This window comes from Natrinema saccharevitans, assembly GCF_001953745.1.
GTDB classification, from domain to species: Archaea; Halobacteriota; Halobacteria; order Halobacteriales; family Natrialbaceae; genus Natrinema; species Natrinema saccharevitans.
This window is the reverse complement of record NZ_LWLN01000001.1, coordinates 1,521,018-1,536,869: the sequence shown is the minus strand read 5'-3', so window position 1 is coordinate 1,536,869 and position 15,852 is coordinate 1,521,018. Positions and strand designations below refer to the sequence as shown.

16 protein-coding genes are annotated in these 15,852 nt (G+C 60.6%); 6 read left to right on the top strand and 10 right to left on the bottom strand.

Translation table 11 applies throughout. From position 1 onward, the window contains the following. The first annotated feature begins 154 nt into the window (after positions 1-154). Positions 155-2,089: a beta-CASP ribonuclease aCPSF1 gene (locus A6E15_RS07790; protein WP_076145250.1), complete on the top strand. Its 1,935-nt coding sequence runs from the start codon at positions 155-157 to the stop codon at positions 2,087-2,089. A gap of 113 nt (positions 2,090-2,202) precedes the next feature. Here A6E15_RS07790 and A6E15_RS07785 read toward each other — a convergent pair whose 3' ends face one another. From A6E15_RS07785 to A6E15_RS07755, 8 genes are all read right to left on the bottom strand, one after another. Continuing rightward, the gene (locus A6E15_RS07785) at positions 2,203-3,900 is read right to left on the bottom strand and encodes a sensor histidine kinase (RefSeq protein ID WP_076145248.1); all 1,698 of its coding nucleotides are present in this window, start codon (positions 3,898-3,900) and stop codon (positions 2,203-2,205) included. A gap of 309 nt (positions 3,901-4,209) precedes the next feature. Next, complete coding sequence (gene bluB / locus A6E15_RS07780) at positions 4,210-4,944, bottom strand: 5,6-dimethylbenzimidazole synthase (RefSeq protein WP_076145246.1); 735 nt, start codon at positions 4,942-4,944, stop codon at positions 4,210-4,212. An 86-nt stretch (positions 4,945-5,030) separates the two neighbouring features. Then, positions 5,031-5,849, bottom strand: coding sequence for an endonuclease III domain-containing protein (locus A6E15_RS07775; protein ID WP_076145244.1), 819 nt, complete (start codon positions 5,847-5,849; stop codon positions 5,031-5,033). Positions 5,850-5,924: 75 nt separating this feature from the next. Continuing rightward, entirely contained in the window at positions 5,925-6,338 is a 414-nt protein-coding gene (locus A6E15_RS07770) for a DUF371 domain-containing protein (RefSeq protein ID WP_076145242.1), read from the bottom strand. A gap of 59 nt (positions 6,339-6,397) precedes the next feature. Further along, positions 6,398-6,772 (bottom strand): hypothetical protein, encoded by a 375-nt coding sequence (locus A6E15_RS07765; RefSeq protein ID WP_076145239.1) that lies wholly within the window; start codon positions 6,770-6,772, stop codon positions 6,398-6,400. Between the two features lie 68 nt (positions 6,773-6,840). After that, on the bottom strand, positions 6,841-8,184 hold the full coding sequence (locus A6E15_RS07760; protein WP_076145238.1) for an alkaline phosphatase family protein: 1,344 nt from the start codon (positions 8,182-8,184) through the stop codon (positions 6,841-6,843). A 169-nt stretch (positions 8,185-8,353) separates the two neighbouring features. After that, a complete protein-coding gene (locus A6E15_RS21665; RefSeq protein WP_277612900.1) occupies positions 8,354-8,488 on the bottom strand; it encodes a hypothetical protein in 135 nt (44 codons plus the stop codon). A gap of 140 nt (positions 8,489-8,628) precedes the next feature. Further along, on the bottom strand, positions 8,629-9,159 hold the full coding sequence (locus A6E15_RS07755; protein ID WP_006182111.1) for an inorganic diphosphatase: 531 nt from the start codon (positions 9,157-9,159) through the stop codon (positions 8,629-8,631). A gap of 205 nt (positions 9,160-9,364) precedes the next feature. Here A6E15_RS07755 and A6E15_RS07750 point away from each other — a divergent pair, with 205 nt between their 5' ends. Next, positions 9,365-9,724: a PadR family transcriptional regulator gene (locus A6E15_RS07750; RefSeq protein WP_006650670.1), complete on the top strand. Its 360-nt coding sequence runs from the start codon at positions 9,365-9,367 to the stop codon at positions 9,722-9,724. Here the strand turns inward: A6E15_RS07750 and A6E15_RS07745 are convergent. Continuing rightward, a complete protein-coding gene (locus A6E15_RS07745) occupies positions 9,718-10,323 on the bottom strand; it encodes a DUF7108 family protein (RefSeq protein ID WP_076145235.1) in 606 nt (201 codons plus the stop codon). The two genes, A6E15_RS07750 and A6E15_RS07745, sit on opposite strands and share 7 nt — an antisense overlap. Before the next feature lie 367 nt (positions 10,324-10,690). Between A6E15_RS07745 and A6E15_RS20295 the strand changes: the two genes are divergently transcribed. The 4 genes from A6E15_RS20295 to A6E15_RS07725 all read left to right on the top strand — a co-directional run bounded on the left by A6E15_RS20295 (position 10,691) and on the right by A6E15_RS07725 (position 14,856). After that, positions 10,691-11,239 (top strand): hypothetical protein, encoded by a 549-nt coding sequence (locus tag A6E15_RS20295; RefSeq protein ID WP_139326575.1) that lies wholly within the window; start codon positions 10,691-10,693, stop codon positions 11,237-11,239. 272 nt (positions 11,240-11,511) lie between these two features. Next, the gene (locus tag A6E15_RS07735) at positions 11,512-12,576 is read left to right on the top strand and encodes a class I SAM-dependent methyltransferase (RefSeq protein WP_084177348.1); all 1,065 of its coding nucleotides are present in this window, start codon (positions 11,512-11,514) and stop codon (positions 12,574-12,576) included. 355 nt (positions 12,577-12,931) lie between these two features. Beyond that, positions 12,932-13,993 (top strand): ABC transporter ATP-binding protein, encoded by a 1,062-nt coding sequence (locus tag A6E15_RS07730; protein ID WP_076145231.1) that lies wholly within the window; start codon positions 12,932-12,934, stop codon positions 13,991-13,993. Next, the gene (locus tag A6E15_RS07725) at positions 13,990-14,856 is read left to right on the top strand and encodes an ABC transporter (RefSeq protein WP_076145229.1); all 867 of its coding nucleotides are present in this window, start codon (positions 13,990-13,992) and stop codon (positions 14,854-14,856) included. Before A6E15_RS07730 ends, A6E15_RS07725 begins: the two co-directional genes overlap by 4 nt. A 48-nt stretch (positions 14,857-14,904) precedes the next feature. Here A6E15_RS07725 and A6E15_RS07720 read toward each other — a convergent pair whose 3' ends face one another. Beyond that, a complete protein-coding gene (locus A6E15_RS07720; protein WP_076145226.1) occupies positions 14,905-15,669 on the bottom strand; it encodes an SAM-dependent methyltransferase in 765 nt (254 codons plus the stop codon). Positions 15,670-15,852: the final 183 nt, after the last annotated feature.

The window sequence follows — 15,852 nt, the reverse complement described above, 5'->3', positions numbered from 1 at the left end:
GTGTCGAAACGATGATTCGGGAGACGAAACAGCACGCGAATCGTCGTCCGCCGCGGGCGCTCGGTTCCGACACCCCGATCCCGATCACCCCCACCCATCTGACGTCACACTCGGTTCTGGACGGCGAGTTCACGCAATCCACATTCGGCGACCTATGAGTACTGTAGAGCAGCAACTCGACGATCTCAAAGCACAGATCACGAGCGAGTTACCGAGCGATATCTCGGTCTCCTCGGTGAAATACGAAGGCCCCGAACTGGTGGTCTACACGCGAGACCCGAAGAAGTTCGCCCAGCAGGGCGATCTCATTCGACAGCTCGCGAGCAAGCTTCGCAAGCGAATCACCGTTCGCCCCGACCCGAGCGTCCTCTCGCGGCCCGAACAGGCCCGCGAGGAGATCATGAACGTGATTCCCGACGACGCCGGGGTCACGGACCTCGACTTCCACGCCGACACCGGCGAGGTCGTCATCGAGGCCGAAAAGCCCGGCATGGTCATCGGCCGTCACGGGTCGACGCTCCGGGAAATCACGAAAAACGTCGGCTGGACCCCCGAAGTCGTCCGCACGCCGCCGATCGAGTCTTCGACCGTCTCGAACGTTCGGAGCTTCCTCAAGCAGGAACGTGACGAGCGCCGGGACATCTTGGAGAAGGTCGGCCGCCAGATCCACCGCGAGGAGATGTCCGACGACGAGTACGTCCGCATCTCCACGCTCGGCTGCTGTCGCGAGGTCGGACGCGCGTCGTTCATCCTCTCGACCCCCGAAACCCGGATCCTCATCGACTGTGGGGACAAGCCCGGTGCGGAAGGCGAGGTCCCCTACCTCCACGCCCCGGAGGCGCTCGGCGCGGGCCCACAGACCATCGACGCGGTCGTCCTGACCCACGCCCACCTCGACCACTCCGCGCTGATCCCGCTCCTGTTCAAGTACGGCTACGACGGCCCGATCTACTGCACCGAACCCACGCGGGACCTGATGGGGCTGCTGACGCTCGACTACCTCGACGTCGCGGCCAAGGAAGGCCGCAGCCCGCCCTACGAGAGCGAACAGGTCCGCGAGGCGATCAAACACACCATCCCGCTCGAGTACGGCGACGTCACCGACATCGCGCCCGACGTCAAACTCACGTTCCACAACGCGGGTCACATTCTCGGCTCGGCCGTCTCGCACTTCCACATCGGGGACGGTCTCTACAACGTCGCGTTCTCCGGCGACATCCACTACGAGGATACCCGCCTGTTCAACGGCGCGGTCAACGACTTCCCGCGCGTCGAGACGCTCGTCCTCGAGTCGACCTACGGCGGTCGCAACGACTACCAGACCGACCAGGAAGACTCCGAGCGAAACCTCAAGGAAGTCATCAACGAGACCTACGAGAAAGGCGGCAAGGTCGTCATCCCCGCCTTCGCCGTGGGTCGGTCACAGGAGATCATGCTCGTCCTCGAGGAGGCGATGCGCAGCGGCGACATCCCGGAGATGCCGGTCCACTTGGACGGGATGATCTGGGAGGCGACCGCGATCCACACGACCTATCCCGAGTACCTCCGGGACGACCTTCGCGACCGGATCTTCCACGAAGACGAGAACCCGTTCCTCGCCGAGGAGTTCAACCACATCGACGGCGGCGAGGAGGAGCGACAGGACGTCGCCGACGGCGAGCCCTGTATCATCCTCTCGACCTCCGGGATGGTCACCGGCGGCCCGATCATGTCCTGGCTCTCTCATATCGGCCCCGATCCGGACTCGGCGCTGGTCTTCGTCGGCTACCAGGCTCAGGGGACGCTGGGTCGGCGCATCCAGAACGGCTGGGACGAGATTCCCACCAGCGAGGTCGGTGCCATGGGCAACGGCGGCGGCCGCGGCACCCTCTCGCTGAACATGGACGTCGAGACCGTCGACGGCTTCTCCGGCCACGCCGACCGTGCCGGCCTCGAGAACTTCGTCAAGACGATGAACCCCCGTCCCGAGAAGGTGCTGTGTGTCCACGGCGACGAACGCTCCACGCAGGACCTCTCCTCGGCGCTGTACCACGACTACGACATGCGAACCTTCGCGCCGAAGAATTTGGAGACGTTCCGCTTCCTCTGATCGGCTCCGAAAACCGCGTCGCGATTTTCGAGGCCCCGCGCGTCGCTCCGTGACTGTGGCCGGCTTCTCGCGGGCGTTGCCGGCTCGAGCGTCCGTGACGCGACCGTCGCCGATCACTCCCGGAGCGCCGCTGGCCGCTCCTGTCGAGCCCCGACTTTCGGAAGTTCGACGACGAACGCCGCGCCACCTTCCTCGGCGGTTTCGACCCACACGTCGCCACCGTAGCCCTCGACGAGGGTATCGACCAGGTAGAGCCCGATACCGGTGCCCTCGCTCTCGAGGCCTTTCTGCCCGCGTCCGAAGATTTCGTCCCGCTGCTCCTCGGGCACACCGGGGCCGTTGTCGGCGACGCGGATCGAGACGGTCTCGTCTCGTTCCGCGATCGAAAGCACCACGCGCGGGACGTCCGCGTCGTTGTGTAGCACAGCGTTGTTGAGGAGGTTCGTGAACACGGACGACAACATCTCGTTGGCCCGGATCGTCACGTCGGTCGGCGGCTCACCGTCGACGCGGAACGCCGCATCGGGGTAGCTGGTCCGCGCTTTCTCGAGTTGATTCCGGACGACGGGCAGCAGGTGAACGGGTTTGAGGTCCAGGTCGCCGTCGGTCGTCAGCGTCTCCACGAGGTCGCCGATGACCTGGGTGAGGTCGACGACGTGATCGCTGCTCTCGAGCATCAGTTCGAGGTGTTCCTCGCCGTCGGGGTCGACGTGGTCCGCGAGGAGTTCGCCGCGACCGATGACGACGTTCATCTCGTTTCGAATGTCGTGGCGAACGATCCGATTGAGGACGGTCAGTTCCCGTTCCCGGTTTTTCAGTTCCGTAATGTCCCGGAGGACCATCAACTGGCCGGTCTGTCTCCCGCGGGAGTCCGTGAGCGGCGACAGCTGGATGGCGAAGTGTCGGGTCTCGTCGCCGGTTTCGAACGTCCATTCCGTTCGGGCGTCGGTGGTATCGTCGAGTTCGGGAAGCGGGGACGAGGGAAACGCGGCTTCGAGGGGGTCTCCGATCGAAATGTCGTTGCCGGCGAGTCGTTTGGCCGAGGGGTTCGCGTCGACGATCCGGTTCGCCGCGTTGACGACGAAGACGGCGTCTCGCATGTTGTCGATCACTTTCGTCCGCGCGACGGGGACGATATCGAGGAGTTGCAGTCGGTCCACTGCGACGTAGAAGCCGACGACCTTCACCGTACTCGTCAGGGCGAGCGTATCGACGGGGACGACCCCGAGCCACCAGACGATGAGTCCGACCGTGACGAACAGGATCGTCGCAATGAGGACGCCCGCTTGCTTTTCGAACCCGGGAAGCGAGCGGAGCAACCGGATCAGGAGGTAGACTGCGAGCCCGAGATACGCCAACATCGTCACGGCGTAGATCCAGTACAGCGGTTCGAACGTGGGGACGAGGAGTCCCGTCGCCGGATCGATCGACGCGGTGTACACCCACTCGTGACGGTCGTTCGTCCACGCCGCAAACTGGATCAGGACCGGAACGACGGCGAGTGCAGCCCCGTTTCGATACGTTATGTACTCCTCGTTGTTGGTGTACTCGACCGCCATGAGCAGATAGCCGATCCCCATGAACGAGCCCGCGACGAACCGCCAGTTCCACCAGAAGAGCGTCGTCGATTCCGCCGTCGCGAACAACTGAAGCGACACCGTCACCGAGAGGATAATCACGCCGGCGATGTCCAGCAGGAATCCCTTCGCACCCCGCCGGTCGCGGCGTTGCCAGATCGTACTCAACAGCACGGTACAGACGACTGCCGCGGCGATGTACGGGAGCGCTATCGGCGTGAACTCGTACGTCATATTCGGATCGAGTCCCTGTGGCGATCAGTTCAGCCCCCTCGAGGAGCCGCCTGCTGTCGCGCGGTGCCGCTGACCGGTCGGCAGTGCCGCTCGTCCACACACGGACGCGTTCGCAGTGAACCGGCCCAAATAGGTGACATAGAACACGGCGTGTTTTGTTTGACACCGAGTATCACCCTTCGACTCTCATTAACGTTGTGGCAGTGATGGAGCGATGCCGGGCGCTCGTGACGGATCGGTTCCGACCGTCGTCCACACCGGCGGCGTCCAGTCGGGCTCTCTCGACAGTCACCCACTGCTAGACGGCGACTACCGCGGCTGCGATTCGGATCGGGAACGCGGCTCGTGGCTGCGATCGCCGTCAGTGCCACGCTCGCGAGCGGCGTCGGTTGTCCGTTCCAGATTCCACCCACCTTCGTGGACGAGCGTCTCCACGTCGAGTCGTTCGCGCCACCCTTCCCGCTGAAGCACGGGTTCGTCGGGGAATCCGTCCTCCGGATAGCCCAGACAGAGATACGCGACCGGCTTGACGTGTGCGGGAATATCGAGTACGTCCCGGACCTCGTGGGGGTAGAGGACGCTCACCCAGCCGACGCCGATCCCCTCCGCACGGGCGGCCAGCCAGAGGTTCTGCACGGCGAGACAGGTCGAGTACACGTCGGTCCGCCGCATCGAACTCCGCCCCAACACGTGGGGCGCGCCCCGCGTCGGATCGCAAGTCACGCAGACGTTGACCGGCGACTCGCGGATCCCCTCGAGTTTCAGGTCGGCGAACTCGCTTCGCCGTGGTTCCTCGTAGCCCTCGCGGGCGGCCGCGATAGCGCGGTCGGCGATCTCGGCGATCTCGGCTTTCGTCCCCGTCTCGCGGACGACGACGAGATCCCACGGCTGGGAAAAGCCGACGCTCGGGGCATGATGGGCGGCCTCGAAGAGGCGCTCGAGGGCGCCGTCGGGGATCGGCTCCTCGCGGAACCGCCGGATGTCCCGCCGCGCGAAGATCGCCCTGTACACTGCGTCCCGTTCCGCATCGCTGAATACAACCACTGATTCACGAATACAACCTCACTTGTATAAATGCCCTGGCTGCCCGTCGCACCACCGTCCCGAGAGGACGCTCGGGACGTCCCCCATCACTCCGCTTCGGGGGCCTCGGCCGGGTCGACGACCTCGCCCGTTTCGGGGAAGACGCCGACCTGATCGCAGCGGTCCGCCACGGGACAGGCATCGGGGCCCTCGAGGCAGGCCGGCTTGCGCGCCCGGCAGTACTCGCGGCCGAACTGGATCGTCGCCGTGTGTCCGAAGCCGCACTTGGCTGTGGGCACGTCGCGTTCGAGGACCTCGCGGACGGCCTCGTGGTCGGCGTCGGGGGCTGCGATCCCCATGCGCCGGTAGATCCGGTGGACGTGGGTGTCGACGGGGAAGACGCCGCCGCGACCGCCGGCGAACAGCAGGACACAATCGGCGGTCTTCGGGCCGACGCCGCGGACCTCGAGCAGCGTCTCGCGGACCGCGTCGGGCGCTTCGTTCGTGACGAATGTGTCGAAGGCCGCGGCGGAGCCAAAGGCCTCGAGGACCCACTCGGCGGTGTCGATGATGACCTCGGACTTCTGGTTGTACAGGCCCGCGCCGCTGATGGTCTCCGCGAGCGTCGACTGCTCGGCGGCCGCGAGCGACTCGGCGAGGTCGGTGTCGTCGGAGCCGTATCGCTCGATCAACGCGTCGTGGGCCGGCTGGCTGGCCGTGTCGCTCGTGTTCTGACTCAGGATCGTCCGGACGAGACAGGTGAAGGCGTCCCGCCCGCCGTATTCTTTCTGCCAGAACAGTTCGCCCAGTCGGTCGACGACTTCTTCGGCGCGGGTATCGGCCGTCGCCGGATCGAACTCGGCGGCCCGTCCGCCGCCGGCCGTCCCGCCGCTGATGTTGACCGCCGGCTCCGAATCGTCGCTCATACCGTCCCGTTGGGACTTCGACCCCAAAACCGCGACGGACGGTCGCCGAGAGGGCGACCGGGCCCGGACCGCCGGCTACTCGACGGTGATCGTCACCGTCGCCTCGGCACCGTCGGCAAGCGCCGCCACGAGGTCGCGGTCGAACCCCTCGGCCGCGAACGCGGCGTCGGTGACGATCGTTCGGTCGTCGACGTAGTCGCTCGTGCGCCCGACCGCGCTGCGCTCGTTCGTGAACTCGAGGTCGGGATCGCCCCGCCCGGTCACGGATTCCGCGTGGCCGTCGGCTTCGATCGCGACGGTAATGGTCGCGTCGGCGTCTCGACAGGCCGCGACGAAGTCAGGATCGAAGTCGGCCGGCGCGCGGTCGGCCTCGATCGCGAGGATGCAATCGCCTGCGGGAGTGAGGTAGTCGTCGGTCGTCACTTCGAACGTGCTGGCGTGGTCGGCGCTGACGTTCTCGTGGCCGCGAGCGTGGATGACCTCCTTCATGCACGGCGGTTCGTGGCCGGCGGGAAAACGGGATCGAATCGCGGCCGTGAACGGGGGTCTCACTCGCCGGCCGCCGACCGATAACCGTCGCGGAACGCGCGGATGTCCGCCCCGATGGAGGTCCCGAGGACGACGACGAACAGGATCCCGACGAGCCCGATGTCCCACGCGGCGTTCGGGGACCCCGTCGCGACGCCAGCGATCAAAACGAACGCCGCACCAGCGGCCGTGAGACTGGCCAGGCCGAGTCGCAGCGCCGAACCGCGACGACGGGATAGCAGATACTGGGGGAGCGCGACGCCGACGGTCAAGTAGATCGCGATCCCGATCGGCGTACCACCGAGTAGGGCCGGACTCCCGGTGACGACAGTGACGATCCCGGCGAGCAAGAACGCACAGAGAACGCTCCCGCCGACGAGGCGAGCGTCGTTCATACCAATTCGGTGAATACGGGCGAGCATATGCCTTCCCCCCGATCCGATCGAGGGCGGCGAATCGCCAGTTAAACGAGGCTCACGCCGTCGAACTCGCCGCGGCTGTAGTCCAGTTCGAGCAAGTCGAGGATCGTCGGCGTGATGTCGAAGAGGTCGGCGTCCTCGATCGTCGCGTCCGGCGAGTCGATGTACAGCGACGTATCGTCGAAGCTGTGCATCCCGTTGCGCGGGCCGGTGTCGAAGACCTCGCCCTCGCCTTTGAAGCCGGACTTGAGGTCGAAGCCCTTGTTCGGGATCGCGACCAGGTCCGGCGCGATGTCGGCGTGATCGCCGCGGAATGCCTCCTCTTTCTCGACGACGCGTTCGACGACCGGGTTCCCGTCTGGGCCCTCGAGCGCCTCGAGGTCGGCCTTGAGCTGATCGCGGACCTCGTCGTACTCGTCTTCGGGGACGGCACCGCGGGGCTCGCGACCCTCGAGGTTGATGTAGAACCGGCCCGGGATGAACGAGTAGGCCCTGGTGTCGTCGGCGATGTCGCCGAGTTCCTCGGGCTCGTCCGTCTCGAAGGAGAGCCAGCCTTCCTCCCGGAGCCACTCGTTGAAGTGGACCTCGTAGTCGAGGCTGGTGAAGCCGTGGTCGGAGGCGACGATCAGCGTGACATCCTCGGGCAGCGACTCCCGCAGGCGGCCGACGTAGTCGTCGACCTTCTGATAGAACTCGATGAACTCGTCTTTGTACTCCCCGTCGCGCTCGTAGTCCTTGAACAGGAAGTGGTTGACCCGGTCGGTCGTCATGAAGACGCCAAAGAAGAGATCCCAGTCGTCCTCCTCGATGTAGTGTTGGAAGGCCTCGTACTGGGCGTCGACGGTCGCGTGGGCGTCCTCGACGAACTCGGATTTATCGTCCTGATGGCCGAGTTTCGGATTGACGTCGATCCGGTAATCGAGCGTCTCGAGGTAGTCGCGGACGTCGTCGGGGTAGGCGGCCTTGTCGAGGCCGGGCGAGAGAAAGCCCGAGACCATCCGCTGGACGTCCCGCTGGGGCGGGAAGGTAACTGGGACGTTCATCACGGTCGCTTTGCGGCCGTTTTCCTGCACGCGGTCCCAGACGCGGTCGGCCTGCACGTCACGACCCATCGGGACGTAGGTGTCGTAGGTACCGATCTCGCGGTCCTGGAAGCCGTAGACACCTGTTTCTCCGGGATTCATCCCGGTCGTCAGCGACGGCCAGCAGGCGCTGGACTCCGGCGGGACGATGCTGGAGATCTCGCCGGCAGTTCCGTCCTCGGCGATCGCAGCGAAGTTGGGAAACAGTTCCTCGTTCTCCGAGAGGAGACTATACGGCACGCCGTCGACCCCGATAAACGCGACCCGGGGATCACCGTCGCCCCGTAATCGGTCGAACAGACCCATGGACGGACGTAGTTCGACCGCATACAAGAAGGTTCGTTTCGAGACACTGTTTTCCGAACGGCTGGGGCGCGAGCCGACGGTACCCGTCGGGCGAGGACACAGTGGGGTGATACACGCGGTGTCTCCGGGGTGCTAGACGCGGTGTACCGACCGGTCGCGGACCGCAATCCTACTCGTCGGTCACGCTCGAGTCGTCGGGATCGAAGTTGGCCGGAACGACCGTGAGATGGGCCATCCCGGCGGCGGACTCGGCCGCGTCGTCGGCCGGCGATGACGTTCTCGGGGTGGAGTCGGATGCTGCCATACGGGAACGACTACGGCGGGAACGGGGATAAAATTACCCATGCTCATAACGAATCCCCCGGTCGGCCGCGGATAACTCTCGGGTATCCGTTCGCGGCGGCGATAGAAAACGAGTGGTGCCGCAAGTGCGGCCTGTCCCGCCTAGAAGTTCTCGTCGTAGAGGTCCTGGGCGTGTTCGATCGCGTCGTAGGCGGCCTGCTTGTCCTCCCAGCCCTGCGTCTCGACTTCCTTGCCCTCCTCGAGGTTCTTGTAGGTCGCGAAGAACTCGTCGATCTCGTCGAGTTGCTGCTGTGGGATGTCGTCGAGATCCTCGATATGATCGTAGCGCGGGTCCTCGGAGGGGACGGCGATGACCTTGTCGTCCTGTTCGCCGTCGTCGTCCATCTTCATCAGGGCGACCGGACGGGCTTCGATGACACAGCCGGGGAACGTCTGGTCCTCGACGAGGACGAGAACGTCGAAGGGGTCCTCGTCGTCGTAGTACGACTGCGGGATGAAGCCGTAGTCGCTCGGGTAGTGGACGTTGCTGTGGAGGACGCGGTCCAGCACGACGCCGGGAACGTCCTTGTCGTACTCGTACTTGTTTCGCTCGCCCTTGAGACACTCGACGACGGCGTAGATCTCTTCCGGCGGATTCGGTCCAGTCTCGAGGTCTTCCCAGAGGTTGACCATGTATCGGAGGATCGACGGTCGATCAAAAAGTACTTTCGTAATCGAGTGTCACTAGTCGCTTGACGGTTGCCAGCTATGGAACAGACGACGAACGGGCCCGTTCCACCGGCGTCCGGCCGCGTTGCGGCCGGTACGGCCCATCTAACCCGCTGACACGACAGAAAGGTTGACAAGTCTTAAATAGTCTGGTGACATTTACACAGCCATGTCAGAGGCACAATCAATCACCGACGAGCAGAGTGTTGCACGCGAACTCACAGCCTTCCAGAACAACATCCTCGTGATCCTCGCCAAGGAGCCGATGTACGGTCTGGCGATCAAACGCGAACTCGAGGACTACTACGGGACGGAGGTCAACCACGGCCGACTCTACCCCAACCTCGACGAACTGGTCGATCTGGGGCTGGTCGAGAAGAGCGAACTCGACAAGCGAACCAACCAGTACTCGCTGACCGACGACGGCTACGACGCCGTCCTCGACGGCATCCAGTGGACGCTCTCGAAGGTCGTTACGGGCGACGACCGCGCCGACGAGATCCGAGAGATCGTCGACGAGAGCTACTGAGAGTCGACGGTCGGGGCCGATTCACCGGCGGCCTCGAAGACGAGTTCGATCGACTCCGCGATCGCTTCCCGTTGTTTTTCGGACGGCCAGGCGTTCCTGACGAGGTACTCCTCCCGGAACTCCGCGAGTTCGTCGGCGGTCAGCGACGCGATCGGCTTCGCGTAGTGGTTGCCCGCGAAGTCCGCCAGTAGCGCCGCGTTGTCCCCGTGAACGTCGCCGTGAGCCTCCCTGACTGCGGCGACGAGGTCCCGGTTTCGATCGTCGACGGCCGCCCAGTCGTCGGGGTCTTCGGTCCCCTCGAGCGGAATCTCGACCGCCCGCGAGAGGTCGTCGATCCGATCGGTTCTGATGACGCCCGCGTCCTCGTCGTGCCACTCCTCGGGGTGTAACACGAGGACGTCGTCTCCCTCGTCGTCCCGGATTCGCGACGTGAACGCGTGGTCGGCGAGCAGGTCCTCGCGGCGCTCCCTGTGGGCCTGCGCTTCGTTTTCGTCGGGCGTCTCACGCGCGGTGCGCGTGAGCCGTTCGGCCTCCTCGACGACCTCGGCGGGGAGTTCGTCGGTGTCGATGTCGGCAGTGAGTCGATCTGGATCGCTCATCGATATACCCTCGTCTCGAACGTCTCCGGATCGGTGTTCATCACCGCATCGAATCAGTCTATCGACCGACGACGACGGATCGACCGGTCCACATCTCCGGGAAAACACTGATTCGACAGCGATCGGCTCCAACACGACAGTCAGGTCGCTACGCGACAGGCAGATGGGGACGGCCCCCTGAGTTCGAGAGGAAACGCTCGAATCACCGTAACCGAGACACCACCACCGACGAGACGATGATACCACGTATCCCAGTTGCTCGTGAATTCGAATCCCCTCTCTTCTCCCCGACACCTCCTACAAGAATGCTTCTAATTTAGTCCACATGGTTAGTTTTATTCTTATCTGGTATATTGATTTGAGATGCATGTCGGGATCAAAACAAGAAAATCCCACCGTGGTTGAACAGGCGAACAAAGCGATCCCCACGGATCGAGAAGAAAGCGGCGTCTCCAATACTCCACAGGCATGCAAGAAGGTTTGCGCATATGTCGCCTATGCTGCCGCAGGATACGCCGCGACGACCCTGGCTAACGACGGAAACGAAGGCGGCCGGGTCAAGGACGAAGTCGATTCGATGCCGGACGTGGAACTCTCCAGTGAGACTCCCTCAATCGAGGAACTAAAAGAAACCCGAACGTCGGTTTCCGAAAGCGGTGAGGAAGCGGACGTCGCGTCTGATGCCGAACGAGACGCCCAAGAAGCAGTTCCCGCCGAGGCCGAATACGAACTCGCCCAAGAGCCCACGCTGTGTCCGCCCGGATGCAAAGCCGCCTTCGCGCTGGCACTCGCCGTCGCAGAATACACGACGGGGTCGGACAAACCGAGCGAAGCGCTCTCCACGGTCGACGAGGAGGACTTCGATTCGCTCTCGTCGAATCCCTCCCTCGAGGAACTGATGGAAGTGAAGAACTGAGCGGGGAGTAGTGTAACATCGGACTGATACGGAAATCAGTCTCGATTCACTGAGAAACGGCACATTTTTCGCGTACCAATATCCCAACTGATTCGTCTCTTTCTATCGACGCGTGCTTGACTCGCGACCGCGGGCGCTTTCGATTCACCGTAACGGTTGGTACGGGCGATTTCTAGTTTGATCCGGATCGCTTTGTGCGATTTTCGCCACTCGTTATTTCCACCACCGGAGAAGTTAAGACAACCAGATAAAAACAATGTATACCGGCGTTTATGACAGGTTTAAACCTCTGGGAAAGCGACGAGTTAACGGACGAACAGCTCCGCGATATCGTAACGAAATTAGAACAGGATTTTCCGGAAATCGCGGACGGACTCCGGCATGTACTGAGACACGGCGGAAAACCAGCAGCATTGGCGGCCACAATTCCAGCGTTATTCTCCGAGGACGCGTACGATTTTTGGCGGAATATGGGTGTACACATAGAAGAAACTGGCGACTATTACTCGCCAATTCCGCAGATTGATACGCTCGACACTGATCTCTGGGATGGTCCGTCGGAAATTTTTGCTGATATGGAGATCGACGCGTCGTCACAATTAACGCGGTTTTCCGAGTTCGAATCCCAGTACAAAGAAGAGTACGATCAGTTCCCGATCGTTCCTCCGAGCGAGGAATACGATGGATACTACAGTAGGAATCTGTTTTTCGAGACGATTGACGCAGAGATCGCATACTCGATTGTACGCGATCGATCACCGAATCGAATCATCGAAATCGGAGGCGGATATTCGACCAAAGTAATCGAAGCGGCTCGAGAACAAAACGAAACTGACAGTGAACACATCGTCATAGATCCGTTCCCTAGTCGACGTTTAGAGGGAATCTCGTCTGTTTCGATCCTGGAAATGAAAGTCCAGGACATTCCGCTCGACTTTTTCAAATCACTGAGGGAGGATGATATTCTTTTTATTGACAGCACTCACGTTGTCAAGATCGGAAGCGACGTCGTCTACGAATACCTTGAAGTGCTTCCTCGTCTCGAAGACGGAGTACTCGTTCACCTTCACGACGTGTTTCTCCCGTACGAGTATCCCGAAACGTGGATAAAAGACTGGAGATTGTTCTTCAACGAACAATACTTACTCTACGGATTGATGCTCGGAAATTCTCGCTACGAGGTGCTCTGGACGAGCTATTTCATGCACAGGGACTATTCCGACCGCCTCGCGAAAGCTATCGAGAACTACGGCGAACTTCGACACGCGTACGACCTGAATCCGCATGGATTGCCGTCGAGTTTCTGGCTTCAGGTACGGCGACGAAGCGCCGAATGACCGCCCCGGGATCGTACCCGTGGGTTGCTCCGTTCGGGCAACTGCGTTGCGCTTGCTCGTTGTATACGCAGTCGAATTGGCCCTCGATCCGAAACCTACAGTATGTGGTTTTCTACGGGTCCGATACGTTTCGATCTTCGACGAGTCCGATACGCTTACCGGACCAGTCCGGCGTGATCTCAACCGCTTCGAACTCGAGACCTTCGGGAGTTGGGTCGTCTCTCGCCGGAACGCTTCGAGGATGCGATCGAACACGGGAGTACGCTCCATATACGACCGACAGGACCGCCGTCGAACGGAATATACTACAGTTCCAAACCGAAATAATAAAATAAGGGATGGGCAGACATATAATATGGCCAATTCCGCTGTGAAAATCCATAAACGTGGAGAAAAGACTGATCAGGCGGAAGATTCATTTGTCACAGTACGGAACTTGTTGAAACAGTATGGTGACGAGGGCGTCGAAGCGATCAAAGGAATAAACTTTGATCTCGAAAGGGGGACAGCCGTCGGAATTCTCGGACCGAACGGAGCGGGTAAGACGACGACTATCAAGTGTATCCTCGGACTCATCGTCCCGACCGAGGGTACGGTCCGTATCGGTGACATCGACGTTCTAGAAGATCCGAAAACGGCGTATCAACATATCGGGGGAACATTCGAGGGTGCGAGAAACATGTACTGGCGGTTAACTGTCGAGGAGAACCTCGACTTCTTCGCTGCGCTCGCCGGAAACAATCCTCGAGAACGCCAGGCGCGTCACGAAGAGTTGCTCGAACAGTTCGATATTAGCGACAAAGCCGACACCGTCGTTCGAGAATTATCACGCGGACAGAAACAAAAGGTCACTCTCGCATGTGCTCTCGCTCGAAACGCAGACTTTCTATTTCTCGACGAACCGACTCTCGGACTCGACATCGAAAGTAAACTCGAACTTCAAGACGTACTCAAGAAACTCGTTGAGCGGGAGAATACGACGGTCCTCGTGTCCAGTCACGATATGGACGTTATCGAGGAGGTCTGCGATCGGGCCATTATTATGAACGACGGTGAGATCATCGCCGACGACACAGTCGACAATCTCGTTCACCTTTTCGAAAAGACGCGGTACGAGATTACCGTCGATGGCGAGTGTTCTGACATACGTACCGATCTCGAGGGAAAGTTCGATGCCGACGGGTTCAAACCTCACGGGTCGAAAGGAATGCAGTTCCGGGTGACAGTCGCCAGCAACGAGTTCTACGATCTGATCGACTTGCTCCGGAACGCGGACCTTTCGATCGAAACTATCGAAACCGTCGACACGAATCTGGAAGAGGTTTTTCTATCATTGACTGAGAATAGCGACGATCGACGATCGGCGACCGAAACGGATCAATCGATCGCTTCCTCCGGGAGGAGGTCCCACGAATGAGTTCACCGAATCGATCCAGTAATCGAGACGGCGGACCTCTGAATAGAGCGAGCAGTAACGACGAGGTGTCGGTTGCGGGGTCGTACTTATTGTTCAGGGAGATAGTTCGAAAGGAACTACTGTTGATGCTCCGATATCCGATCGATTTCGCGTTTCAGATCGTGGCAATGTACCTGTTTTTCGTCGGCGTCTTTTTTGGCGGACAGGCGATCGTAGATCAGGTCGCCAACGGTGTTGAAGGGTTCGGAGAGACCTTTGAAGGGATTATCGTCGGCTGGTTCTTGTGGACGATGGCCCAGACGGCGTACATGGGCCTCCAACAGGACGTCACCGCGGAGTCGCGGTGGGGAACGCTCGAACAGTTGTTCATGTCCCCGTACGGATTCAATACCGTTATGAGCCTCAAGACAATCGTGAACGTCTTGTTTGCGTTCCTGTGGGGATTCGTCGTGCTACTGTTGATGATGGTAACGACTCAGCGATGGCTCGTTGTAGATTTCTGGACGGTAATCCCGATCACAATCCTGACGCTCATGCCGGCGATCGGAATCGGTTTCGGCATCGGCGGGCTCGCGCTCGTCTACAAAAAAATCAGCAGCATCAATAGCATCATGCAGTTCGTTCTCATCGGGTTGATCGCTGCACCGGTCACCGACGCACCGCTCGTCGGAGTTCTTCCGCTCGCACAGGGTTCGACGATGCTCCAAACCGCCATGCGTGATGGAACGGCGCTTTGGGAGTTCAGCCTCGTCGATCTATCGATACTTCTTGGAACGGGGCTGGCGTACTTTTTGGTCGGATTCGTCGTGTTCTACTACGCCAGTCGGGTCGCTCGTAAACGTGGTGTGATGAGCCACTACTAGCGGCCCGATACAGTATATTTCCAAGCGCAGTTCTGACGTTTGAGGAGTTCAACTGGCCAGTATGACGACTGATTCTACGTCTATTGTGAGTTCTTCCGCACCTCTCGGAACGATGGTGATATCCTCGAATCCCGCTCGTTTACACATGTGACCGAATTCCGAGGGCGAATAGAGGTGATGTTTCATAACCATTCGATCCCGATACTCGAATCCGTCCTCCCGTTTCCAGAACACATCATTCGTAACGGTTTCGATACCTGATTCGACATCGAAATCGACGCGGATTACGTAGATGCTATCGTCGTATTCGCTAACGTAATTCCGTTTAAAATCGTGAATGAGGTTGGACTTGTTGGTCATTTCGACCGCGAACACGCCGTCGTCGGAGAGGAGGTCGAAGATGTCCGACAGAATTACCTGGTCCGTCTCTCGACCGTAATAATTGAACGTCTCGAAAAAGTTCACGATGAGGTCGTAGGAGTCGTCCCACTCCTCGAGATTGCGCATGTCGTGTTGGTGGATCGAGACGCGATCGTCGAGGTCGCGGTCACTGGCGCGCTGGCGGGCCTCTCGGACGTATTCCCGCGAGAAATCGAATCCGTCAACCTCGTACCCCCGTTTACCGAACGCCAGCACGTGCCGTCCCAGTCCGCAGCCGACGTCCAGGACCGACTCCGGCTCTACCCCGTATTCCTCTTTCATTCGGTCGAGAATGATCTCCACTTCGTCGCCAGCTAGGTCGTCATACCGTTCGAGAACTTCGGCGAACAGATCCGATTTTTCCAGGTATACGTCCTCTACCCAGTTTCCCATACGATTGTATTATCGTTTTTTAATATAAAAGTTATCTTCATCGACGGTTTCGATACGGTCACGGGGACGCTGGATGTGGTTTTGATCGGAATTTGATCCTGCACGGCTGCTATGTGGATATCCCGACACTGTTTGGTTCGTCGATCGATAGGAATCCAGGCGCAGCGACTCACTGCCGAGAGG